Annotated in this window: 34 protein-coding genes; 19 read left to right on the forward strand and 15 right to left on the reverse strand. The window is 53.2% G+C overall.

The genetic code is table 11. The features are described from left to right. Nucleotide 1 precedes the first annotated feature (1 nt). The 13 genes from EHSB41UT_RS01290 to EHSB41UT_RS01350 all read right to left on the reverse strand — a co-directional run bounded on the left by EHSB41UT_RS01290 (nucleotide 2) and on the right by EHSB41UT_RS01350 (nucleotide 10,233). Complete coding sequence (locus tag EHSB41UT_RS01290) at nucleotides 2-517, reverse strand: hypothetical protein (protein ID WP_133060343.1); 516 nt, start codon at nucleotides 515-517, stop codon at nucleotides 2-4. 88 nt (nucleotides 518-605) lie between these two features. Next, complete coding sequence (locus EHSB41UT_RS01295) at nucleotides 606-1,235, reverse strand: hypothetical protein (protein ID WP_087106120.1); 630 nt, start codon at nucleotides 1,233-1,235, stop codon at nucleotides 606-608. After that, on the reverse strand, nucleotides 1,225-1,698 hold the full coding sequence (locus tag EHSB41UT_RS01300) for a GNAT family N-acetyltransferase (RefSeq protein WP_165767115.1): 474 nt from the start codon (nucleotides 1,696-1,698) through the stop codon (nucleotides 1,225-1,227). Before EHSB41UT_RS01300 ends, EHSB41UT_RS01295 begins: the two co-directional genes overlap by 11 nt. Then, the gene (locus tag EHSB41UT_RS24415) at nucleotides 1,685-2,308 is read right to left on the reverse strand and encodes a phage adaptor protein (RefSeq protein ID WP_462938303.1); all 624 of its coding nucleotides are present in this window, start codon (nucleotides 2,306-2,308) and stop codon (nucleotides 1,685-1,687) included. Before EHSB41UT_RS24415 ends, EHSB41UT_RS01300 begins: the two co-directional genes overlap by 14 nt. Then, on the reverse strand, nucleotides 2,308-2,922 hold the full coding sequence (locus tag EHSB41UT_RS01310; RefSeq protein ID WP_087106126.1) for a phage adaptor protein: 615 nt from the start codon (nucleotides 2,920-2,922) through the stop codon (nucleotides 2,308-2,310). The genes EHSB41UT_RS24415 and EHSB41UT_RS01310 overlap by 1 nt, the downstream gene beginning before the upstream one ends. Next, the gene (locus EHSB41UT_RS01315) at nucleotides 2,922-3,101 is read right to left on the reverse strand and encodes a hypothetical protein (RefSeq protein ID WP_087106128.1); all 180 of its coding nucleotides are present in this window, start codon (nucleotides 3,099-3,101) and stop codon (nucleotides 2,922-2,924) included. Before EHSB41UT_RS01315 ends, EHSB41UT_RS01310 begins: the two co-directional genes overlap by 1 nt. A gap of 50 nt (nucleotides 3,102-3,151) precedes the next feature. After that, entirely contained in the window at nucleotides 3,152-4,297 is a 1,146-nt protein-coding gene (locus EHSB41UT_RS01320; protein ID WP_087106130.1) for a N4-gp56 family major capsid protein, read from the reverse strand. Between the two features lie 194 nt (nucleotides 4,298-4,491). Continuing rightward, complete coding sequence (locus EHSB41UT_RS24575; RefSeq protein ID WP_087106132.1) at nucleotides 4,492-5,496, reverse strand: hypothetical protein; 1,005 nt, start codon at nucleotides 5,494-5,496, stop codon at nucleotides 4,492-4,494. Then, entirely contained in the window at nucleotides 5,496-7,670 is a 2,175-nt protein-coding gene (locus EHSB41UT_RS01330) for a portal protein (protein WP_133060345.1), read from the reverse strand. The genes EHSB41UT_RS24575 and EHSB41UT_RS01330 overlap by 1 nt, the downstream gene beginning before the upstream one ends. Before the next feature lie 23 nt (nucleotides 7,671-7,693). Next, complete coding sequence (locus EHSB41UT_RS01335; protein ID WP_087106137.1) at nucleotides 7,694-7,948, reverse strand: DUF2829 domain-containing protein; 255 nt, start codon at nucleotides 7,946-7,948, stop codon at nucleotides 7,694-7,696. Beyond that, entirely contained in the window at nucleotides 7,945-8,208 is a 264-nt protein-coding gene (locus tag EHSB41UT_RS01340; protein WP_087106139.1) for a Gp49 family protein, read from the reverse strand. Before EHSB41UT_RS01340 ends, EHSB41UT_RS01335 begins: the two co-directional genes overlap by 4 nt. Continuing rightward, nucleotides 8,205-9,716: a phage terminase large subunit gene (gene terL / locus EHSB41UT_RS01345; protein ID WP_087106141.1), complete on the reverse strand. Its 1,512-nt coding sequence runs from the start codon at nucleotides 9,714-9,716 to the stop codon at nucleotides 8,205-8,207. Before terL ends, EHSB41UT_RS01340 begins: the two co-directional genes overlap by 4 nt. Further along, nucleotides 9,706-10,233, reverse strand: coding sequence for a hypothetical protein (locus EHSB41UT_RS01350; RefSeq protein ID WP_087106143.1), 528 nt, complete (start codon nucleotides 10,231-10,233; stop codon nucleotides 9,706-9,708). Before EHSB41UT_RS01350 ends, terL begins: the two co-directional genes overlap by 11 nt. 551 nt (nucleotides 10,234-10,784) lie before the next feature. On the opposite strand from EHSB41UT_RS01350, the gene EHSB41UT_RS25010 reads away from it, so the two are divergent. The 7 genes from EHSB41UT_RS25010 to EHSB41UT_RS01385 all read left to right on the forward strand — a co-directional run bounded on the left by EHSB41UT_RS25010 (nucleotide 10,785) and on the right by EHSB41UT_RS01385 (nucleotide 15,023). Then, nucleotides 10,785-11,060, forward strand: coding sequence for a DUF4326 domain-containing protein (locus EHSB41UT_RS25010; protein WP_087106869.1), 276 nt, complete (start codon nucleotides 10,785-10,787; stop codon nucleotides 11,058-11,060). Nucleotides 11,061-11,128: 68 nt separating this feature from the next. After that, entirely contained in the window at nucleotides 11,129-11,440 is a 312-nt protein-coding gene (locus EHSB41UT_RS01360; protein WP_087106145.1) for a hypothetical protein, read from the forward strand. Between the two features lie 91 nt (nucleotides 11,441-11,531). Then, the gene (locus tag EHSB41UT_RS01365; protein WP_087106147.1) at nucleotides 11,532-11,765 is read left to right on the forward strand and encodes a hypothetical protein; all 234 of its coding nucleotides are present in this window, start codon (nucleotides 11,532-11,534) and stop codon (nucleotides 11,763-11,765) included. Nucleotides 11,766-11,833: 68 nt separating this feature from the next. Further along, on the forward strand, nucleotides 11,834-12,028 hold the full coding sequence (locus EHSB41UT_RS01370) for a hypothetical protein (protein WP_133060346.1): 195 nt from the start codon (nucleotides 11,834-11,836) through the stop codon (nucleotides 12,026-12,028). 87 nt (nucleotides 12,029-12,115) lie between these two features. Next, nucleotides 12,116-12,454 carry a hypothetical protein gene (locus EHSB41UT_RS01375; protein ID WP_087106151.1) on the forward strand — a complete coding sequence of 113 codons (339 nt, stop codon included), beginning with the start codon at nucleotides 12,116-12,118 and terminating at the stop codon, nucleotides 12,452-12,454. Nucleotides 12,455-12,556: 102 nt separating this feature from the next. Next, nucleotides 12,557-13,501 carry a hypothetical protein gene (locus tag EHSB41UT_RS01380; RefSeq protein WP_087106154.1) on the forward strand — a complete coding sequence of 315 codons (945 nt, stop codon included), beginning with the start codon at nucleotides 12,557-12,559 and terminating at the stop codon, nucleotides 13,499-13,501. An 850-nt stretch (nucleotides 13,502-14,351) separates the two neighbouring features. Further along, entirely contained in the window at nucleotides 14,352-15,023 is a 672-nt protein-coding gene (locus EHSB41UT_RS01385) for a hypothetical protein (RefSeq protein WP_087106157.1), read from the forward strand. Between the two features lie 439 nt (nucleotides 15,024-15,462). Here EHSB41UT_RS01385 and EHSB41UT_RS24420 read toward each other — a convergent pair whose 3' ends face one another. Next, nucleotides 15,463-15,699, reverse strand: coding sequence for a hypothetical protein (locus EHSB41UT_RS24420; RefSeq protein WP_133060348.1), 237 nt, complete (start codon nucleotides 15,697-15,699; stop codon nucleotides 15,463-15,465). Nucleotides 15,700-15,859: 160 nt separating this feature from the next. Between EHSB41UT_RS24420 and EHSB41UT_RS24915 the strand changes: the two genes are divergently transcribed. The 10 genes from EHSB41UT_RS24915 to EHSB41UT_RS01435 all read left to right on the forward strand — a co-directional run bounded on the left by EHSB41UT_RS24915 (nucleotide 15,860) and on the right by EHSB41UT_RS01435 (nucleotide 20,352). Continuing rightward, nucleotides 15,860-15,988 carry a hypothetical protein gene (locus EHSB41UT_RS24915; protein WP_278248133.1) on the forward strand — a complete coding sequence of 43 codons (129 nt, stop codon included), beginning with the start codon at nucleotides 15,860-15,862 and terminating at the stop codon, nucleotides 15,986-15,988. Further along, entirely contained in the window at nucleotides 15,985-16,767 is a 783-nt protein-coding gene (locus EHSB41UT_RS01395) for a hypothetical protein (RefSeq protein ID WP_087106161.1), read from the forward strand. Before EHSB41UT_RS24915 ends, EHSB41UT_RS01395 begins: the two co-directional genes overlap by 4 nt. Beyond that, a complete protein-coding gene (locus EHSB41UT_RS01400) occupies nucleotides 16,764-17,207 on the forward strand; it encodes a zinc-finger-containing protein (RefSeq protein ID WP_087106163.1) in 444 nt (147 codons plus the stop codon). The genes EHSB41UT_RS01395 and EHSB41UT_RS01400 overlap by 4 nt, the downstream gene beginning before the upstream one ends. Then, a complete protein-coding gene (locus EHSB41UT_RS01405; RefSeq protein ID WP_087106165.1) occupies nucleotides 17,204-17,422 on the forward strand; it encodes a hypothetical protein in 219 nt (72 codons plus the stop codon). The genes EHSB41UT_RS01400 and EHSB41UT_RS01405 overlap by 4 nt, the downstream gene beginning before the upstream one ends. Beyond that, a complete protein-coding gene (locus EHSB41UT_RS01410; RefSeq protein ID WP_087106166.1) occupies nucleotides 17,409-17,645 on the forward strand; it encodes a hypothetical protein in 237 nt (78 codons plus the stop codon). The genes EHSB41UT_RS01405 and EHSB41UT_RS01410 overlap by 14 nt, the downstream gene beginning before the upstream one ends. A 33-nt stretch (nucleotides 17,646-17,678) precedes the next feature. Then, entirely contained in the window at nucleotides 17,679-18,302 is a 624-nt protein-coding gene (locus EHSB41UT_RS01415) for a hypothetical protein (RefSeq protein WP_087106168.1), read from the forward strand. 245 nt (nucleotides 18,303-18,547) lie between these two features. After that, nucleotides 18,548-19,075, forward strand: a complete 528-nt coding sequence (locus tag EHSB41UT_RS01420) for a hypothetical protein (protein ID WP_087106170.1) — start codon at nucleotides 18,548-18,550, stop codon at nucleotides 19,073-19,075. A gap of 169 nt (nucleotides 19,076-19,244) precedes the next feature. After that, the gene (locus EHSB41UT_RS01425) at nucleotides 19,245-19,658 is read left to right on the forward strand and encodes a hypothetical protein (protein ID WP_087106172.1); all 414 of its coding nucleotides are present in this window, start codon (nucleotides 19,245-19,247) and stop codon (nucleotides 19,656-19,658) included. An 11-nt stretch (nucleotides 19,659-19,669) separates the two neighbouring features. Next, nucleotides 19,670-19,945, forward strand: a complete 276-nt coding sequence (locus tag EHSB41UT_RS01430) for a hypothetical protein (protein WP_133060349.1) — start codon at nucleotides 19,670-19,672, stop codon at nucleotides 19,943-19,945. 47 nt (nucleotides 19,946-19,992) lie between these two features. Continuing rightward, the gene (locus tag EHSB41UT_RS01435) at nucleotides 19,993-20,352 is read left to right on the forward strand and encodes a hypothetical protein (protein ID WP_133060350.1); all 360 of its coding nucleotides are present in this window, start codon (nucleotides 19,993-19,995) and stop codon (nucleotides 20,350-20,352) included. Here the strand turns inward: EHSB41UT_RS01435 and EHSB41UT_RS01440 are convergent. Continuing rightward, a complete protein-coding gene (locus EHSB41UT_RS01440; RefSeq protein ID WP_133060351.1) occupies nucleotides 20,349-20,627 on the reverse strand; it encodes a hypothetical protein in 279 nt (92 codons plus the stop codon). The genes EHSB41UT_RS01435 and EHSB41UT_RS01440 overlap by 4 nt on opposite strands. A 52-nt stretch (nucleotides 20,628-20,679) precedes the next feature. Between EHSB41UT_RS01440 and EHSB41UT_RS01445 the strand changes: the two genes are divergently transcribed. Further along, nucleotides 20,680-20,949 (forward strand): hypothetical protein, encoded by a 270-nt coding sequence (locus tag EHSB41UT_RS01445; protein ID WP_087106180.1) that lies wholly within the window; start codon nucleotides 20,680-20,682, stop codon nucleotides 20,947-20,949. A gap of 339 nt (nucleotides 20,950-21,288) precedes the next feature. After that, nucleotides 21,289-21,555, forward strand: a complete 267-nt coding sequence (locus tag EHSB41UT_RS01455) for a hypothetical protein (protein WP_087106184.1) — start codon at nucleotides 21,289-21,291, stop codon at nucleotides 21,553-21,555. Nucleotides 21,556-21,589: the final 34 nt, after the last annotated feature.

A 21,589-nucleotide genomic window follows, 5' to 3' on the forward strand; every position in this document is an offset into this window, starting at 1 on the left:
ATCACATCATCATGACCATCATCGCCGCAGTCGCTACGCCCTGAGCCATCATTTGGTTTTGTTGGGCTTCGGCGGCGGCGGCGGATTGGGCGTTAGCGTTTTCGACAGACGCATAGTTATTAGATGCAGACGACAGGCCACTAATAGCCTGACCGGTCATATCACGGCCTTGGTTAATCATCTGCTGGCGAATCTGGTTGTCCCGCTCGTACTGTTGGATACGAGCCTGATTCACTTCCCCCAGGGAGGCGTTCGACGCACCGACAGCAGCAGAATGTTTCGCCATTTCTGTATCGAAAGCGGTGCGGCTCATGCCATATCGAGCAAGGTTCCGCTCGTTCTGCTCGAGTGTTTTAGCGTACTGGTTACCGGCGTTCTCTCTGGCGGCATCCAGAATCGCTCCATTGCCGATGCTGGCAATGATTTCTTTGTTATTCGGGCGGTAATGGTCGTTATAGAACGAGTCCATTTCCTGCTGCACTTGGGACAGCACTTTATCCGGGTTTGTTTCCGCCAAAGAACGGAGTCCCGCAGTCCCGCCGGGAGGGGTGTAGTTAAGCCCCGCTGCACCGGGGGATTCGATGTTTTGTTTCTCTACCAACGGATTAACCCCCCGGATTGATATTCATTGCCCCAGACATTTGCTCCCAGCTCATACCATCCTTGAACTTCTTCATGTCGAAGCTGCCATCACTACCCACTGCGTTACCGGCTCGCATCATCAGGCCAGAACTTGCCCCGGAGATTGCTCCCTGAGCGATGGCCTGTTCTGACTGGTGAACCATCGTGTCGCGGGAGAGTTTTTGTAGGGCGTTGTTCGTAGAAGTTGCCGCCATGCTGTTCAATGCACCGGCTGACTGTTGAGCTACGTTCTGTCCGATACCCGCTGCCTCGAGCTTCTGTTGGAGCTGCAAACTTTGTGCATTGGTTCGTGCATCCTGAGAGGCCGTGGAGAAAGCGTCTGCGATATTGCGACCGCCAGCATCCATAGCGAGAGCCTGTCCGCCCGTGCTCTGCATGATGTGTTGGGGAACACCTTGCGCCCCGCCTGCTATATCCGCAGCAGCACGGCCTTCAAAGTATCGGGAGGTGTCTTTCCCTGCGGTGTTAAGGGCATCAAGTTCGAGCTGTTTGTATCCATCATCGCGCCACTCTTCATACTTGGCGGCGGCTTGGATAGCTTGTTGTTTTGAGGATTCCGATACTTCGGCTTCGGGGGCGTCACTACCGCTCATTTGGCAGCTCCTTTAGAAATACGTCCGAGTAAGGCTGGTAGCCCATCGCCTTATAGCGTTCTGCGGTACGTGAGGAAGTGATACCGGTACTGTTCCCGACCTTGGCAACGTCAGCACCGTTAAACTCTGCCCAATTCTCCATTTCACGGATCAGCAAAAAGCCGATCTTCATGGATCGGTATTCAGGAAGGACGTACACGATCTCTTCCGTAGCGATTTTAAGGGGGCAGGTGTGGAGGGTGGAGAAGAACCCGACCAAGATCCCGACAATCTGACCTTCCAGCTCCACGACAAATGAAAAACGATCACCGCCGTTTATGCGGCGGAGGTATTCTTTGTGTGCGTGGTCTTCGTCAAACGGGTGCGAGTTGTACCAGGCGGCTTCTGAATGGAGCTTCTTCGATAGCTCTTTAACCTGTGCCCAATCGTCCGGTGCTGCCCATCGAATGTTAATAGCCGCCATACACTGCTTCCCGCCGCTTCGCTGTATCGTTCTTGTCACCCCTGATACGTGCTGTTTCGATGGCCTGTTCATACATCATCCCGTAGGACTGCGACAAAGCAGGGTCGAACCAGTCCACACCTTTTGTAGCGAACAACCGTCCCAGAGTGCCGTTCACGAACGCATTGAAATGTTCTTCGGCTACTGCGGTATCAATCGACGTTGAATTGCGAGTGATGGTCAGAGCTACAGTGGTGTGGAGTGCCTGCACATAGAGCTTGTCTGGTACGGGCGTTACATGGAGCGTGTCGTGTTCCAGCCAACATTCAAGGGGTCGGCCTTCTTGTTCACGCCACCGGGGATTCTCAAGATCGAGCTTGCGGGGGCTGGTCAGTTCCAGCGGTTTGCCATCCAGTGTGGCGGATACCAACAAGCAAGGGCGTGTGCCCTCGGGTGTACGGAGTCGGTACTTTGATACCTTCCCGGCAACCGTATCTGTGCTGGTATGGCGGTACGTGTGGGTACGACAGAAAAAGTCGTCTATCGTGGTACGCATGACCCGAGCGATAAGTGGTACTGGTGCGTTCGGTAGCTGTGTCCGAACTTCGTACAGGAGTTCTTCAAGTTCCATTACGCCTCCTGTTGAGCCAGTGTCACACCTATCATCTTCATGTATTGCTGTTCGTGGTAAGAGGCGAGCTGTGCGCTTGGCTCAGACTCCCGATCCTCTTCAAGACAGCGGTAGCAAACGAAGTGCATCAACGCACTTTCAAATCCGTTCCGTAACGTGAGATTGCCATCCCGTGTCGTCGGTTCGGGTTCCGCACTGGCACTAAGCATCACCGTTCCAGCCCCCGTATTAGGCGGGTACACGTAGAACACGGCTGGCGTATTGGCGTTTCGTGCGAAGTGTACCGAGCGATCGGAACGGGGTTCAGAACGCCAAGAGAGCAAACTCGCATCCAGATTCGGAAGCGTGACTTCCGTAACGGATCGGCCTTCTTCGCCGTTCTCGATGTTGTACAGAACGTCGATCAATACATGGCAGTTGTCGGGTAGTCGCTGGGTCGCCCCGGCAACCAGATCGTGTTTGATTAACACCGCATTGGCTTCCGGGCGGAATATGACAGTCTGCCTTTGACCTTCGTTCAGGTAGTCCAGTAAGTCGTCATCTGACCACCGGGTAGCTGATGGGTCGTGCAGTTGGCGTCTCGCTCGCCTCAGTACGCTTGCGGTGCTTATCATCAATCTTTCTTCGGTGCAGCCTTCTTAGCTGGCTTCTTCGCGTCAGGCTTACCGCCTTCACGAATCACGGTCTGGTGCATGTGCTCGGGAACTTCCCGTGCTACACCGGCCTGAAAACGGATAGCATGGATGCCATCACCGCCCCGGACTACCGTGTCTTCATCGAATACAAAAAGCATCTGTTCTCCTTACAGGAAAGGGGCGCAATGCGCCCCCGCCCAGGCTGTTATTACAGCGCGTAGTCGATGTTGAGTACGCCGAAGTCTTCCACCTGACCGGTGTGGTCGTTGTGGAATTGCGGACGCAGGAAGCCGAAGATTTTGCTGATGGAGATACCTTTCTGGTTCCCATAGTCAAACTCTTTCTCGTTCCACTCAGCCGTGCCGATGTCAGCGAAGCCGAGGGACTGTGCGCCACACAGGGAAACACGACAGCCGTCCACGTTACCGGAACCCCACTTGGAACCACTGGCTGCGTTAACGGTGTTAAACGCATGGCGGAACTCATGGATAATCAGGCCATCAACCATCACGGAGGTTGTACCGGCGAACAGTGGGTTCTTACCGCTGCGAGGCATGGCGGAACGCACGTTGGCGATGTAGTCCGGGTCGAGCTTCAAGCGAGCCATCGCTTTCGGGCACAGGAATACGTGGAAGACTTCTTCACCGCCAGAGCTGCGGATACCACGGATATACTCGTCCTTAGCGTGAGCCTTAGCCCATACCAGAGAGTTGTAGGTAATGGTGTCGGCTGCGGTCAGTGCAGAGGTGTCGCCTGTTGCCAGATCACCGTCAGTCTTAGACCAACGCAGGTGACGGTTGGCGGTAGGGGCTTTGATGTCAGCCGCCCATTCCAAATCAGTCCATTTTTTACCGTCCGGCAGAGCCTTACGATCCGCGCCCTTGTTGGTCTTATCCAGACCGACACCCGCCAGTGCCAGAAACGCCATCTGATCCAGACGGTCAGCGAACCAGTAGGCCAACTGGTCGCGGCTGTTTTCACGGAATGTGACAATGCTTTTTTGGTCAGCAACACGGCCTTCCAGTCGGTTAGCGTTACGCAACTGGTCGATGTTGATTACCGTGTCGTAGGAACGCAGACCTTCTTCGTTGCCTTCCAGAATGTTGTCACCGACGATACCGTCAGACTGCATATCCGCCAGCAAGGTCAGGACAGCGCGAGTGCCTTTTTCGGATTTGGTCAGGTCGGTAACACGCTGGATCATGGCGTTCGAGCCGCGACCAGCAAATTGATTCATGAAAGACAGGTTTCGAGCCATCTTCCAGAAATCGCGTGACCACGTAGTTTTTTGCTCGTTGGTCAGGCGGGAAAAATTCGTGAGGTTGTCAGACCCCGGTGCGCTTGGTACGCCCATACGTTATTCGTGCTCCACACAATAGAGAAAATGATCCGAGGGTTTGCGGTTCCTCTTGACCGTCCTCGCTATCGCGGAAGGAGCACGAAAAATTGCAGCCCGAGTCCCGGCTGGCGGAGGTGACTTTATCGCAAGACACCACAGCGAATATAGGTAGTGCCTATATTAACATTCAGACACTACCTGAACAACTTTTAGTCAACGTAGTCCCCACGCATACGGGCGAGGTCGTCCTCACTGACACGCTCAAACATCGCATCATCCATTTCAAAAATGTTCGGCTTGGAATGTTGGGCGACAGTGGCTCCGGCTTCGCTCAGGCGTGGCGGTTGTTGCCTCGCGGTACGAAGGTTTTTCTCGACCTGAACCGGCTTCGGGGCTGGCTTGGGCGCGGGGGCAGGACTTTCGGTAGCCGGGGCAGCTTCTTGTGGGAGTACAAGGCTGATGGCTTCATCCAGTGCGTCAGTGAGGTCGTAACCTTTTGCGATAAAACCATCACGGACAATAGTAACGCGATCACAGAGATCACTATCAAAAGTATCGGGGTTGGTAGAGTCGAGAATCGGATATTCGGTCACCAGTTCTTCTACGCGGTTGTGGAAGCGTTGCATGGCGTCTTCCTGCTTCAACGCGCCCTGCGTCTTCTCCTGAGCGGTTTTGGTGGCGGTCTGAACAGCCTGACCTAGTGCCTTGTTGAACAGCACAGTGGCGTCTTCCAGATCACCGTCCAAAACCTTGTCGAACATATCCTTGGCAGTGTCGCCAAAATCTAGCTCGAGCTGATTAGGGTCGGCAGTAGGAACAGAGCCAGTATCAGGGCTGTCAGCAGAAAGGCGAGCTTGTAAGTCCCGAACCTGCTGCTCGAGCGCACGGCGTTTGCGGGATTCTTGGTCGAGGCGTGACTTCGGGATGAAGTGCTTGCCTGCTGGCTGCTCTGGCTCGGCTTCCGGTTCTGGCTCCGGATCGGCTTCCGGCTCAGGAGTTTCTTCTTCCTGTTCAGGCTCCGGCTGGCTTTCTTCTTCTGGTGTGCTTTGAGCTTCTGGCTCTTGTTCTTCTTGTTGCTGCGGTTCGCTCGCATCCTGCACCTCAATGTCATCACCACGGTCTGCGGTTGCAAGATCGTCATCGTCACGATCTGCACCGGCAAAAATATCGTTGTCCGCTGCTTCGGTCAGTTCCTCAACAAAAGCGTCAGCCATTACTTGTCACCTTTTTTCTTGGTCTTTGGGTTTGTTTCTTTGCGCGCCTGGCGGTTAGCGACTTCCTTCTGGGTAGCCGCTTGGAGCGAGGCCGTGGCAAGCTGCGCCTGACCGGACATCATTGTCTGGTTCAGGGACGTACCGGCTTGGAGCTGGGCGAGACGTTCACGGAGCGCGATTTCTTCACGCTTCATCTGAATGCGGCCTTCCAGTTCATTCAAGCGAGCATCATTTGTGCTGTTGAGGTCGTCAGTCTTCGCACGGTTGAGCGTGGCCTTGGACTTAATCTCGTCAGCCTCGGCCTGCAACTTGGCAACTTCGGCCTGTGCTGCTGCCAGCGCGACTTGCTGCTGCGCCTGCATGAGCTGTTGCTGTGCTGGGTCTTTGGACAGTCCTTCCAGAGACTTGAGTTCTTCGGCAATCTGGTCTTTGTCTTTCAGGTGCGAGAACCGGACTACGTGATACGCCGGGATCGGTACACCGGCCTGACGCATATTCAGGACTTCGGCAAACTGCGTATCGTTGTACGTGTCCCGTGGTGGCAGGGTGTTGATGGCTACATCATATTCCCCGATCGTGATGTCATTGGTGATAGAACCATCAGACTGCGGTTCGTTAATCACCATTTCTTCGCGTTCCATGCCGCCGATGTCGTCTTTCTTGTCGATGGTGATACGGCGCGTATTGGTGTAGTACGCCTGCATCAGTTCCATCAGTTTTCGGGCAACCAGATCACGGGTACGTGCGAGGTTGTCCATGACAATCTGCATCTGTACCTGACCGCGACCTTCCTTAGATTGCAGAGCGACACCGGAAACCTCGGCACTCTCCATACCCAGCATCGTGTCCGAGACACCGGAGATTTCCTTAACGTCCACCTCACAAGTTTGTGCTACCCGGTCAAGTCCGCTCGGTATCTGATTAGGCTGGATCTTTTCAGGCTCGCCACGGGTGGCGTTGTATTCGAGTACCAGCCCGGTCTCGGAACCACGTACCGCCAGTTCGTCCGCAGTCATGCCGACCAGGGAGCCGGTCGGAACCTTCCAGCCGGAGTTAGCGGTGGTGTTGATAACGTGCAGGATTTGAGAGCGAACCTTGTTAAGCTGCTCTTGCGGAGAAATCAGGTTGGACACAACCCCGGTCGGTCTGCCCCTTCTGAAATAAGGGAAATACGGAACAACCGTGAAGCTCTTATAGGGAGACCAATCATCGTGCAGAGTCACATGGTCAGCGGTGACAGTCCAACGCACTTTCCGTACACGGCGGCGGTGCATGAAAGTCTGGTACTTCATCGCCAGTGCTTCGGCTTCTTCCTTCTTCGTGCCGATCGGCAGGTCTCGAAACTCCCCGGTCTCTGGATCGACAAGCGAGAACACCATTACGTTCTTACGCCACTGGCGTTCGATAACCCGTACCGCAGTAATGAAATCGCGCATATCCGCATCCGTTACGGTAGCCGCACCGATTTCGTGACCGTTCCCGAAACTGTTATCGAGGTCGTACCGGATGGAGTCGGGGCCATACGTATCACCAAGCCCAACATACGCCTTAACTTCCTTGGCTTTGTCCTCGCCGTACTCCATTTCGATTTCATCAATGGAGAGCCAACGGGTAATGAATACTTCTTTCCAGCCTTCCGGGTCGTAGGTCTTTGCGTCCGGGTCGAGAACTACGTCCCGAGGGTCTAGCACGGTGATTTCAGCGTCACCCTGGAAGTTCCGGGTGAACCCCATTCTGATGTCGAAATACCCACGTTCTTCGATCACACCGTCAGCGAATACTTCCGATTCCGACCAGTCGAACTTGTTGATGTCACATATCGCCATTGCGAGCTGTGTCAGTGCGAACGCGCTTTCCCGTGTCGCATCGGTACGGCCTTTGTACTGAATATCCATGCGCCGTGTTGACTGTTCGCCAAGCAGCGTATTGACCGTACTGAGTATCTTGTTGATGGTCAGTGCGGGACGACCGGAACGGCGTAACCGTTGCAGATCGGACTGCTCCCATTGTTCGCCCCGGTAGAACGCATCGCACTTTTTGGCGTGTTCAATGTAATCAAGGTGACCGGCGTCCCGAGCGCGGGTGTACATTTGCCATTGGCGATCAGCAATAGTCCGTTCTTCTGCGGATTGATTAACCCCACGGGAAGGGTTCGGATCGACTGCCGAGCGCAAATCGCTCGAAACGCCTTTCACCATTAAGCGATGCTCCAATCAGTAGCGAGAATGTCTGTCTGCGATGCCAGCCACGGAACAACGTCACCTTGGGCTGTGCAGAATGCGATATAGGGCAGGTAGTGGGCTGTTTCGCCGAACACGTTCTGGGCTACTTCGGTCTGGGTTTTGTAGTCGCCGCCCGGTACGTAGTAGATGAACATGCCCTTGCCGTTCCAACCGGAACGCTTGGCTGACTTACCCTGTTTGATGGCCTCGATAGCTTCACCGAAGGTCATACGATCCCCCGGCTACGCTTCTGGTGGTAACCTTCCAGCTTCCACAGTTCGTCAAACGCATTGGCGTAAGCGATCTGCTTACCCATACGCTCACAGAAATTCTCTTTTGAAATGCAGCCGGACGTACCGGTTACCACGAACGGAGACTCTGGGTTACCAACGTGCAGGTAACAGACGGTCGTGGTCGTATCACCGTGCCGCTCGTATCGAACGTCATGGATCAGTTCTTCAAGGTGTTCTTTCGTGACTTTGAAACTCAAGCCGTTCTCCAGTTGTTATCGCTGTCGCCGTGGGTGATGAATTTGCTCAACTTGTCTTTCCAGCTCGGAGGCTTCACAACCGGAGGCTCGGGAACGGGGTTGAACATCTGCATCATCTGACCGATCCACGCCAGTGCATCCACTTGGTCGTCATGGACACCGGACGGGAATCGGAGAAATTCGTTCTGGAAGTCTTGGAACCAAGGAGCGTCTTCGGGGAAGAAAACCATCCCTTGCTGCATCCGGCCTTGCATCGGTCGGGCGCGGAGAGCCTTGTCACGTTTACCGGTGGCCAGCTTCGTGTAGGAGAAGTCCCACATTTCACGCTCTTTGGTGCGGGTCTCAAGGAATGGCCCGAGTGCCATTTCAATCACACCTTTTTCGATGCCGGTCATATCCGACCGCCACTTGGCATAGGTATCGAGAATCTGCTCTACCAGATCGAGGGAACCCCACTGACCACGTACAACATCGAGTACCCAGATACGCTCCCGGCGATCAATACCAACAGTGACGCCTACCGAGTAGTCGTTCATTTCCTGAGTACCGATTGCCATATCCCAAGCCGTGTATGTACTCAGCTCGTCAAGCGGGGGGAGTTCGGCGGCGCGGTAGTAGCGAAAATCCTTCTTCTGGAAGAAATCACCATCTTCACTAACCGGGTTCTGCTGATAGAGTGCCTGCCAGTCACGCGCACCGACCGCTCGTTTAATGCCGTGTAGGGCTTCGAGTGGGTAACGGGCTTGGTGGAGGGGTTCGCCTTTCTTACGGAACTTCTCGTCTTTGGTGGCGATAGCCGGATAAACGACCACTTCCCACTGATCCCCGCCTTTCTCCATTTCACGGAGCAGCCAACCAGCAAGATCGTTATCGTGCCACCGGGTCAATATCACCAATACGCCGCCACCGGGAGCCAAACGGGTATAAAACGTGGAGGTGTACCAATCAATAATGTTCTGCTGGGTATTCTCGGACTCAGCTTCTTCCCGGTTCTTAACGGGGTCATCAATAATGCCTACGTGAGCACCGTTACCGGTCAAACCACCGCCGACACCTGCTGCCAGATACCCGCCGCCCTCAGTCGTCAGCCAGTTTTCAGCCGAGGCACTGGTTTCGTCGATTTTCGTGTCAGGGAACAGGGTCGAAAATTCAGGATCACGGACAATAGAACGCGCTTTTCGGCTGAACTTCATGGCCAGTGCGCCAGAATACGACGATGCGATGATTTCGTGCTGGGGTGCGCGTCCCATGTGCCAAGCGGGGAAGTTACGGGTGGCAATCTCCGATTTCCCGTGGCGTGGGGGCATAAACAGCATGAGTCGGGGGGACTTCCGGGCAATAACATCGTCCGAAAACTTCTCCAACCGCTGACAAATATCCTTGTGAACCCAACCCGGCTCGTATGAGTGGTTAAACTTCTGGATAAATGGCATCAGGCGGCGTCGAGCCAGCTCACGTTTTGCGAGTTCCTGGCGGGCGGCCTCTAAGCTGTCGAAGTTATCCGTCAATGACTTCTCCCTCGACGTCCTTAAACTCGTCTTCGGGGTTCAGGGAGAGTTGACCGCCCGCCAATTTCAGCAGTTCTTCGTCAGACATACGACGAACCTGCTTTATATTGGTGACTTCGCCTTTGGTGTTGGTCTCAACCAGATTACGCTTCGAGTCGGGGTAGATTTCGTGCATCTTCCCCAGTTCCCTGATGCACATAACCTCTTCGGTTGCGGTCTCGGACTTGGAGTGTGCTTCAAACAGCATTCCCGTGAGCAGATCACGGGTGACACGGGTGTCCTGAAAATGCCGTTCACGCAGATAGGACATGATGGCCTGAACGTCCTCACGCTTTACTATCTGTCTGGCCTTCTCCGCACTGCGATACCCAGCTTGTTCCGCCGCTGCCGGGATAGATAACCCGCGCATAACGAACATGACCAACTGTTCCTGCTGGCCTGTTAACGGCTTCACTTTCAGGTAAGGGTAAAGTGATTGGATTTCGGCAATTTCAGCGTCGGGAATCAGTACGCCCATAACCTCGAATATAGGTGCTGCCTATAATGACCAATAATTATACTGTTTTCGGGGCAATATAGGGAGTACCTATATTCATGCAGAAAAATTTTCTGAAAAATATTTTTGGATAACGGATATTGGTCAGGGTCTCTGAGTGTCATTTTGGGAGTAAAAAGGAAACGGGACTCCCAACCCGAGAGCCACCCCACCCCCTACCCCCCCCTAGTTCCCAAAAAAGGTACCGGATTCGCTGCACCCAGCGACACCGAGCAAGAACCCACTGCCACTCTCACTCAAGCCAGCACCGAGGAACACCAACCACGAACACCAACCACTGCACTCACAAGCAGACCGAGATAGAACCACCTATCACCGCACAAAGAACCAAGCACCCAGACCGAGTACCACCTGCCACTCACTGCATACCGGGAACATCAGCACTCGCGCTACCCATCGTGCATCCCCCAGGCAGTGTGCCTGCGCGAGTGGTCTTATTGTTTGATAGTTGTGTGTGTTTGGTGTGGTTAGAACAGAGGGGTTTTGTGCTGTGTTATTGGATGGAGGTGTGTATGTGTGAAGTGGTGAATAAGAAGCATGAGCCGTATGACGTTTATATAGGCCGTGGTTCTAAGTGGGGCAACCCATTTGTAATAGGCCGTGATGGTACGCGGGAAGAGGTGATAGCCAAGTACCGTGTGTGGTTGTGGCAAGAGATTAAAGCCGAACGTATCACATGGCACGATCTTACCTCGCTGGAAGGTAAGAGGCTTGGGTGTTTCTGCAAGCCATTACCGTGCCACGGTGATGTTATTAAGAGTGCGATGTGTTGGGCATTTAGCCTGTAAGCATCGCAAGCCCTTCTGTTTTTAGAACAGAGGGGTTTTTTCCTTTGTAATTAACGAAGGAGATAACAATGGACAACGTAGAAAAGACCCTCGCAACTCTGGCTCTGACTCTGACCATCATCGCTCTTACTTTCGGTAAGTGGTTCGATGAAGCCGAGGCGCAAGAGCCAAAGACGAGCCACTACGAACTGAACGCAGCTGCCGGTGCTAACTACATCACATGCAGAACGCTCCGTGAAACTATCGGCAAGCTGGCTTCTGAGCATAACGGCCTGACGTACATACCTCGAGATTGCGCGATCTTCGACGAAATGGCTGCTGACGGGTTCACCGAGTTTGTGCAAATCGACGACAACACTTGGCACCTCAAGCGCAAATAAGCACCACTCCCCTTTGTTCTTCGGAACAGAGGGGTTTTTTCCTGTGTAGAGGCATTGGGTTTCTACAACTAACTCACACAGGAGATGTGAAATGATCCGTTACTTCCTTGGTCTGGCTATTTTCTTCGCTGTTCTGGTGAACGCCGAGCCTGAGACTGTTGCCGAAGATACCCTCTCTTACCGCAACACACTGACTTCTCTCACCATCGACCACGCAGGCGAACGCCCTGAGTGCATCCGTGACGCTGCCCGAATCCTGACAGCAATCGCGCCTAGAGAAGATAACTGTGGTGCGGTCGTCGAGCGCATCCTCGCCAGCATCTAAATGGCCTTCCCCTCTGTTCTCTGAGCAGAGGGGTTTTTTTCTGTGTCATCAACATAGGAGATATGACAATGAGCCTTGAGTCCCAATGTATTGCTGACAGTATCGCCAGTCTTTACTTCGTCCTCGATAACGAAATCAGCGATATGGCACGGAAGCACGTAAAGGCGGCCATCGAGATGCTGATGGAGGTTAGAAAATCCCTCGAATTGCAGGAGAAATCAGACCTGACTCTCGATATTGGGGACGATGTAATAGACGTTTGAGCCGCCTTCCCCTCTGTTCTCTGAGCAGAGGGGTTTTTTCCTGTGTAGGGCAATTCGGTTCTACGAAACTCACACAGGAGTTGTGAAATGGGTAAGGAAGAGTATCGCGGTACTGGATTCCAGATCGAAGACCGTAATGGCGAGCAGCTTGGAGCTTTGCCTGCCACTGGCGAAGGTATATTTGATCTGGATCGTGCGTTGTCCGCTGCGGGGCAGAAAAACAGATACCTCACGGTAGAGAAGCAGCTCTCCCGCATGGAGTCTGACATTCAGGAACTGGCACTGCAAAAGGTACACGCTGCTTTTGCCGACTGGCGCAGTGAAGGCAGCAACCGCCGCCTGCCATATAAGCTGGCGATGGAGCGGTTTCGCTTCGACGAGAAGCTTGAGCTGACCATCCGCATGTACTCACTGATGTACACCTAACCAAGAACCCTCTGTTCCCGCAATGGAACAGAGGGATTTTTTTCTGTGTAAGGACAATGGTGTTCTTACAACAACCTTTCCTTGATATGGAGATATAGAAACATGGCTAAGAAAGTCACTGTTAAGAAGCTCACTCTGGCTCAGGCTAAAGCACAGGCTCAGACCCGTGCCGAAGCAAAACGCTTGCTGGACGATCAGGACATCACCCTGAACACCTACAAGAAGCTGGTCGCTGAGATGCCTGCGGGCATTGAGGATTTCCAGCATGAGACAAAGGCTCAGGCTAAGGCTCGCCAGCATCAGGCGGAAACCGAGAGTCAAGCGGTGAAGTACGTGCCGTTCCTGATCCAGAGAGCCTTGATAGGTCTCGCCAATAACGATGCCCCCCAGGGCGCGGCGGCAGAGTTCGCCCGCGACTGGTCACGCATCATCGTGAACGAAGACCCGAATGACCTGTTTGAACTGGTATTCGGTACTGTTGCCGAACTCGAACACGCCAAGCAGGTACTCGCAGTATGCTCCCACCTGAACAAAGCTCTGGCTCGGGAGTACATCGCTGCTCGCCGCATCCAGAACCAACGTGACGAGGAGCGGGCAAAGGAATACCGGGCTGCTGGCGGGTATAACCACTCCCAGAGTGACCCAATGGATAATCGCGGTGAACTGGAAGCGGAACCGTATGCCGCAGCACCGGAAATGGGCGAAGAGGGATACGTCCCAACCGTGGAGATAGTAGAGGCAAGTATCCAAGTTTTGTATATAGAACTAAACGCCATCTACCTGAACGCGGAAAAGATCGCTTACGCCTTTGATCCGACCCGCCGCCGTGGATTCCTGCCTTTTGGGTTCAAGATCACTGGTCCGCAGTACGCTCCGGCGTTCTACCCGCTGCTCACTCTGGAAGACGCGTTTCAGGAAGCGGAACGTAAGCGTCTAATGGCGCTGGAAGAGGAAGTCAACGCTCGGGCGGCTTCCATCCGAAAAACCAAGGATGTGCTTGCGCGTTTTAAAGCCAAGCAACAGGCGGCATACAACAACGTAGCATAAGGGTTAGCCTCTCTCGGAAACGGGAGAGGCTTTTGCTCGTTTTCTTCTGGGAACTGGCATCTTCGCATTCCCCATCAAGAACCACCGAATCCAGACGTACCCACAAGCACCTTTATTCTGTCCGCCTGGGCCTCCCTCGTACCTCGGGAAGCCTAGGCAGAAAGAATAAAGAGCCAAGAAAGCTAGGCTCGCTACGCTCGAATCTTCGTGCTGGCGCACTCAAGTCAGGTATCGCCTTCGGCTCACTCGCTCCGCTCGGTGGGGCGTCTCTTGGGGTTCTTGGGGGAAGGGCAAAGAACGGTGAACAGAGAACTACGGGCACTCACAAGCAGTCTATATAGCCCCCAGATTCAAACCTACCGAACATAGTGCCGTGGATACACGGTGACACCAGAGCTTCACAGTGGCGTGTGGAGGGCGTCTTGGGGAGTAACGAACCCAAGGATGCCAACAGCCAGCACTCGCAAGCAGAAGGGAAGTTTTACAGGGACGTAAAAACACCGGGTAGAGGGTAGAGGAAGGGAGAAGTTGGTTTTCAAACTGTCGGAACTTTTGTCATTTGAGCCAATAGACCCTTAAAAAAGGTAGAGGGTAGAGGATAGAAAACCCATCCTCTACCCCATCCTCTACCCTCTACAACCCGCGAGCTAGAGCGGTTCGTTGCCTAAAAACACCAAAAAGGTAGAGGGTAGAGGATGAACCAAGGTTCGGACTGAAAATGTCGGGATTTAAAAGTTCCGACATTTTCCTGTAGCAAGTTGATTTATCCTCTACCCTCTACCTTTTTGGCTAAATCTGGCTGTAGCCCCCGGTCTAGAGCGGTTTAAAAAGGTAGAGGATGGGGTAGAGGATGAAATTCTATCCTCTACCCTCTACCTTTTTTCCTTCCAATATTGGTACTGCCAATATAGACTCCCCGCCCGGTAACAACACAAAATCAAACAACAATGGTCGTTTACCTATGATCGAGACTGTCCTCACTTGTATAAAAAATAACCAACCCCTGCCTTCTATGTCCCTGAACCAGAAAATCCGGTTGGCTGGTGAAGTCCTCTCTGTGCTGGATCGTGTGGGTCTCCACGCCCCCAACAAGGAAGAGTTTCAGGAAGAGTTGATGCTTTCCATCATCGCCTTGAAGCCAGAGCAGGAGACCATAGAGACCGGCTCAGAGCCTACTGTGGAGCCTGACACCCGCCCGACTCTCATGGGTTTCTGCCGCATTGTTAAGGCTGGCGATCTGCAATTCATCATGAACTTCCTGACCAGTGCGGTGAATCTCGAGACCTCCGCCTACGCACACGTTAAGCACCTGACTGATGGCTGGGTAATGGATGCCTCACACGGGGTCATTACGAAGGTGACTCTTGGGGAGCTGACCGATATTTACAACGTCATCTACCCGAAGTCAGGAACCACACCGCGACAGGTACAGGATGCGCTGACCAAGCACGGGTTCGGGAAACTGAACACAATCTACAAGGATGGGGGACACGTTTATGGCTACCCGATCAAATGGCGGTAAGCACCTAATAAAAGACCTCGTTCGAGGGCGTCTTTATTCGACTGCCAGTATAGGCAGAGCTTATAACCAGACCCAGCCGGAAATGTACGACTTGCTCTGCACGGCTGGCCTACTTGATGTAGATGGTGATGGATTCGGTATCACCGAACGAGGGTTGGACTACTCCCCGGTTCAGCATTGCGGTGTCTTCTATTGGGAGACTTCCGTCCTTGAAATTTTGTTCCCTGGGGATAGCAGAGAGGTCATAGAACAGTGAGTGAAGATGGCTCAATCCAATACTGCCACACAGAGGTAGTGATGGAGGACACCAAAGAGGTCGCTTTCATCAAGGGAAAAGCGTACCCGGTAATGGTTAGTCCACCAAACTCCCACCTTATCGCCCTGCGTGATGAACAGGGAGACCCGCACTACTTCTACAAGAGCCAGCTCCACAATTACTTCACAAAGGACGACCCAGAAGATGGCTGAACTCATTCAGGGTGAACGCCCTCTCTTGGGCTACGTGCGCTGCACCAAAGACGTCCGCATGAAGAACTGCGGAACACTGGCCTTTAGTGCGGGTGAGTTTTACCCAATAACCGGCAGTGACGGGGAGGCGATCACTGTACCGAGCCTGTACGCACCAAACCACCAGATCAAATACTTCACGGACGATCATGCGTGGTTCGACGAACATTTCCGTGACAACAATCTAATAAGAGGGCTACGCGATGCCAAGCGGGGGATCATACACGGTGACCGGCTTCTACGGGAACCATCGAGGCCACCGATGCGAGGTTATAGTTTTTGAACACCGCCCCGGTTACTACTGGCACTGTGTAAAAGGCAGTGTGAACGTGAACCTCTCAACCGTGAAGCCAGAGGAAGGCTGTCATGTTGAGCGGGACACCCACGACATTGATATGTTCACGGCAGGAAGCCCGATCCATACAGAAGAAGAACTGATCGAGGCCATAGCACGATGAGCGCATTCGCCAACAACTTTGATATGTCCAGCACCGGGATTAACGTCGAAATGTCGTGTTTCTGGTGTACGGATACGGCACAGGTCTGGTTCAACGAATCGCTGACTCGCAGTGAACGTTACAAGGCAAAGGGTTTCCGTGACAAGACGGTGCTGATCTACACAGGCCAGTTTGATTACAACCCGCACGACTTCCGCAAGACGTTCGATTACCCCGGCGCCAAGCAGGTGTTCAAGGATTTGCTGGATCACCACTGCGGGGAAGACCGCGACCTAACTACTGCCAAAGCGATGCTCCGGGAACTGATTCTTGGGGAGCCGCTGAGAACCATCAGTCAGGAAGATATGTTGGACGCGGTGGAAACTCATTTCTACGACCACGATACGTACTGCGAGTTCATGGAGGATAACTACCTCCCGCTCTGGCACACGCACCACTCCACCGGATACTCCCAGGGGGATCACGCCGAGGTGATTATTCCGCCCGAGGTTCTGGTAGAGATTCAGGGCGAGAATGGTCTGGGGATCAAGGCCACGGGAGACCATATCGACAAGCTGATCTGGAACGCTCCCCTCTACTGCCGGGTAACGGTGGACGAAGACGAGCTGGACGTAGCTTCTGAGATTGAAGACGTTTACGACTACGACCCAGACACCCTGATTGATACGCTCTCTGACCTCATGGACGGGGCGGGGGACAAGTACACGGACGAAAAGAAGGACTACACCCTGAAATGGGTACGGTCTGAGCTTCCAGATGCTTACCCGGAGTACGTATGAAGAAAGAACGAGTCTCCCCTTGGAACCCCAGTCGGCGGGCAACGGAACGGGTGAAGAACCCACTGCCCGCCCCGACCACCTGTAACTGCTGCGGTAAGGACACCGTGGAGTTGCAGCACCACGACCAGCTCTACGGTCGCTCGTATGGCAACTGGCCTTACGTGTACCGCTGTACGAGCTGCCATGCCTACGTAGGTCTGCACCCGTTCACCAGTATCCCACTCGGGACGCTGGCGGATCAGGCGACACGGGAAGCACGTAAGCGTTGCAAGCCCCCATTTGAAGACCTGCACCGCTCCGGTCGAATGAGCCGGAACGAAGCCTACGCGAAGCTCGCCGCCAAGCTGCAAATACCGGTGGCTGAGTGTCATTTCGGATGGTTTGACGCTGCGATGTGTGAACGTGCCCGACAAGCCGCTATTGAGCTGGGGGGAACATGAAAACAATAACAGCCTGTGTAACGGAAACACTGACCCGTCACCACTACGTCAGCATCGAGGTTGAGGATCATGTTCTTCAAGACCCGGACGAACTGAAACGTGTAGCTTGGAGAGCTGTGCGTGAGGATATAAAGAACGCCGGGGCTTGGGACAACGAGCAAGTGCAGGAATCCATGACCTCTGTTGTAGATGGGGAAGATAATGCCCTCTTATGACTCAACCGTGATGCTTCTGACCTCGAACACCGATCTGGACGTTCAGGACGCCGAGCAACTGGTAGAGCACTACCCGGAGCTTGGGGATGATGAATGGGTAAAGGTGGTTAGTGCAGCCCAGCGCGACCAAGACCCCTTCCGGGTGGCTGCGAAGCTGGCAAAGAAGCTCGAAGACCAGATAGACGAGTACGAAGAAAACCGTAAGTACGGCTCTCGCTGGTAACAATAACAACACTCACTACAGGAAGTGATAGTAATGTCTCAAGAAATCTCCTTATTTCAAGCCGCCCAGAACTGGCTGGCAGGCTTCATTGATAGCCGCATTGCGAAATACATGGAAACACGCCGCCCCGGTGATGTGATCCAGCGTTCCATTGATGAAGGTATCGCTGCTGACACGTTCCGTAACTTCCTGGCGACCGACCATCAGGTCAAGGAAATCATGGACGCTATGGCAGAGCGGGCGTACCTCGATGCCAAGGCCAAAGTAGGCACTCTTTCATTCAAAGACAACGAAGAACTGAAAGAGAACGCCCGACACTTCATCCTACATGACGACATGGTGAGTGAGTACATCAAGAAGATCATGGTAGAAAGCCATATCGACGACTTCACCACCGCGCTGATTACCCACCCGGACTTCAACGAGTCCGTGATGCAGGCGTTCCGCGACCACCGACTGTTCCGTCAGACAGTCTTTGAAGCTGTGACAGCTAACCCGGCCTTCGCAAAGTCGGTGAATGATGGCCTCGATGTCGGCGAACACATGCTGACACAAACGGACATAGACGAACAGATAGAGCAAAAGGTAAACGACCTGCTGGAAGAGGACTCGCTAATCCACAAACAAATCCGGGGAATCATACGCCAAGCCCTTTAAGTGGTAGTATAGGCAGCCCCTATATATTGACCACAAGCAAAAAGGTAAGAAATGTCACCGGTTGAATGGTGTAAAGCTCAGTTTAAAAGGGCGTCTTTGGACGCCCGTATCAAAGACAAGGAGAACTACAGGCGTTTACTGGTGTTCTGGGGTGGGAAAACTAACTAGGCATTTTTGCCTAAATATTATCACCACCTATTCCAATATTACTCAGACACATATTACTATCCGCCATCGGAGTAGTTATGAATATCACCGACCGATTACCATTTAAACTACAGGGAATCCAGAAAGGTCACCTGTACGCCCTGACCGAAGTCACTCTGGCATTCTTCATGGCAGATAAGGACTATTTTCTCGAGCGTGTACGACACCCAGCCGTGAACCGTTGGGTAGACGAAACAACGTCCAAGATAACATTGGATGAATTTCGTGAAATTTTGATGGAAATCGCCCCTACGCTTGGTTGGACACTGGACAACAAGAACGTAGGCCATGATGTCGCCCAATACCTCCGCATGGTGAACCTCCCCTACACCAAGACTTTCGGGCGCGTGAAACCTTTCATCACGGTCACTTGGGACGAACCCCTCCGCACCAAGTATCCGGCTGCACTGAAAATCATTGAAGTTCCGGCAGCAAACTTGATTGGCCCGAAGTGGCTGATCGAGCACATCAAACCGTCACTCGCAAAACACCATTGTTTACAGAAAGACTCCGTTCTCAGTGAGAAGGAGACGGACTGGAACGATTGGGCGTTCTACGCGCTATGAAGATGCGAATGAAATACTTCGTGGATACGGGGGTGTGCATCTGCCCCCACTGCGGGAGCAAGAAAGTACAGGCAGGGAAGTCCGAACGCCACGATGACGAGACCCACCAACGTATCCGGTGTAAGTGCTGTGAGCGACAGTGGGTTGAAGCCTTTCATCAGGGGGACGTATGACACCGGAAGCACCCAGCATAAAAAAGCTGGTTGAGTTCTTCGGCATTGACAAGACCAAGGCTCGATCAATCCGAGAGGTTTGTAAGACCGGGGCAAACGCCGTGGAACTCTCTTTGACTGCGGGGGTAGGATTCCCACAGACCGCAAGCTGGCTAAAGGACTGCTGGCACCTCCCGAAGAAGCGGGAAATCCAATTCAAAATGTTACAAGAGGCGTTGGAAGCACCTAACGACTCCATCCGCGTCTGCCCGGTACTCGCACACACCCTCGACGCCCACCGCTTCGAGTGCGTGGACATGGCAGACCCCTACGTCAGAACAATAATTTTCGACTATGAGAAAAACCGCTGGTTCTTGGGAACTTGGGGCGACCTCGTAGAAAAGTACGAACCGTGGGACACAATAATATGACAACAGCTCGCATGGCAAAGAACGCCTATTTCGCCCAGAAAGGCGCGTGTAACCCATACCCACTCCTGAACGCTGTCAAGGAGGGGATTGACGAACTCCGTGACTCTAACGGATACACCGGCACAGAACACGCGCTAAAAGACCCGGCACTTCGCCTGATCGTTCACCAGTTAGCATGGCTGTTTAAGTCGGCAAAAATGGACGCCCCAGACCAACCTGATTATCAAGAATGCGTAAAGGAGGTAAACCAAATCCTCAGACAGTCCGGCAGCTCTTTCGGACTGTAACCTAAATGGAAGCCATAGCCTTTAGGTCATGGATGGAAACAACAAACATGGAAATAGAAAAATTCCACAAGCAGTACATGGAGACTGCGCTGTGGGCATCGACAACAGAAGACGGTCATTCGATGGATGACATTTTCGATATAGACGACATACACGAAGACACCCGCGCAATGATGCACCAAGACTGTATGGAGTTTTATATCGGGAATCGGGAGCTGATCGACAATGGCCAGGGAGCTTCGCAAGCAGGCCACGACTTTTGGCTGAACCGGAACGGCCATGGAGCCGGGTTCTGGGACGGTGATTGGGGGGATGCTGGCGACAAGCTGGATAAGGCATCCAAAGATTTCGGTTCGTTCGACCTGTACGTAGGTGACGACTTCAAGGTTCATGGGGGCGGGGGTTAATGACTAAAGCACCCAAGACGCACTATTGGGAGGGTGAAAGTTTTCAGTTCACATTCCGCAAAACGAGCGAGTTGGCAGGGAAAGCCACCTATTACTCCCAGATCGGGAGTGAGGGAACCCCACTCGCGGGGTATGAAGTCACTATCGAAGTAGAACCCGGCGACAGCCGGAGACATACCAAGAGAAGGCTGCAACAGGAACTCGTACAAGCAGCGGTCACCGATGGCGAACAGGTATTTACGAATCTCGAAGTTGAAGCCCTCAGTCGGCTGCAAAGAAAGCTCCAAGCACAAACCAACAGAAAACATTCCGCAGGTATCGGGAAACATGAACAGAATCCATCTGGGGCAAGTGCCCAGAAAGTCGGATGGCGAAATAAAGTACACGGCGATTCGCTCAGTGATGATAAAAATCATGGTCGCCGAGGAAGAACTGGAACAGCTACAGCGTTGGTACAAACGCATGGGCACTCCGAACGATCCGCTGTACACGGAAGACTCTGAGAAGCACATCAGGGCGAACCACAAAATCAAAGTTTTGGAGGGGAAACTTGAACAGTGGAAGCGAGACTTTGAAGGTACAGGGGAGGAAACCTGACCATGTATACGACGACGGTTCTGCATCTTTTGGTAGTTTAGAGCGACACGACTATGCCAAACACTACCGGGAAATCCAGAACGGTCGTCAACTTCGGGCAACTCTCCGCGCTGGGCAGTTTGCTTGGCCGGGGGGCTACCCTCTCTACCTTGTAACGCGATCAGGTGACGGACTCCACTTCGACTGCGTTAAGGAAAATTTCTATCAAGCGGTGTGGGACATACGCAACGGAACGGACACAGGCTGGAAGGTGGAGCTGACAACCACCAATTACGAATGTAACCACCTGACCTGTGCCCACTGCAACAAGCCAATAGAAGCCGCATACGGTGAGCAGTAATGAAAGAGCCTGTGAGCGCATTTGTTTATAGCGGTATGACTCAAGAGCTGCGGGGCAATGCAAACCGCATCCGTAAAGCTCTGGGGTTGAAACAAATCCACGATGGATGGGTAGAAGGCCAACCGAGAGCCTACCACAACGTCCTCTACCTCACAGATAAGCCGCCAGCCGGGTACAACCCCGATCTGGTTTTCACCTACGAACAAGCTATGAGAAAGGTGAAAGAGTTTGAAAAAAATAACCGTGGTAATGCTCGTCATATTTGACGATGCAGGCGACACGCGAGCGTTCCATTTCGTG

This window comes from Parendozoicomonas haliclonae, from assembly GCF_900174585.1.
GTDB classification, from domain to species: Bacteria; Pseudomonadota; Gammaproteobacteria; order Pseudomonadales; family Endozoicomonadaceae; genus Sansalvadorimonas; species Sansalvadorimonas haliclonae.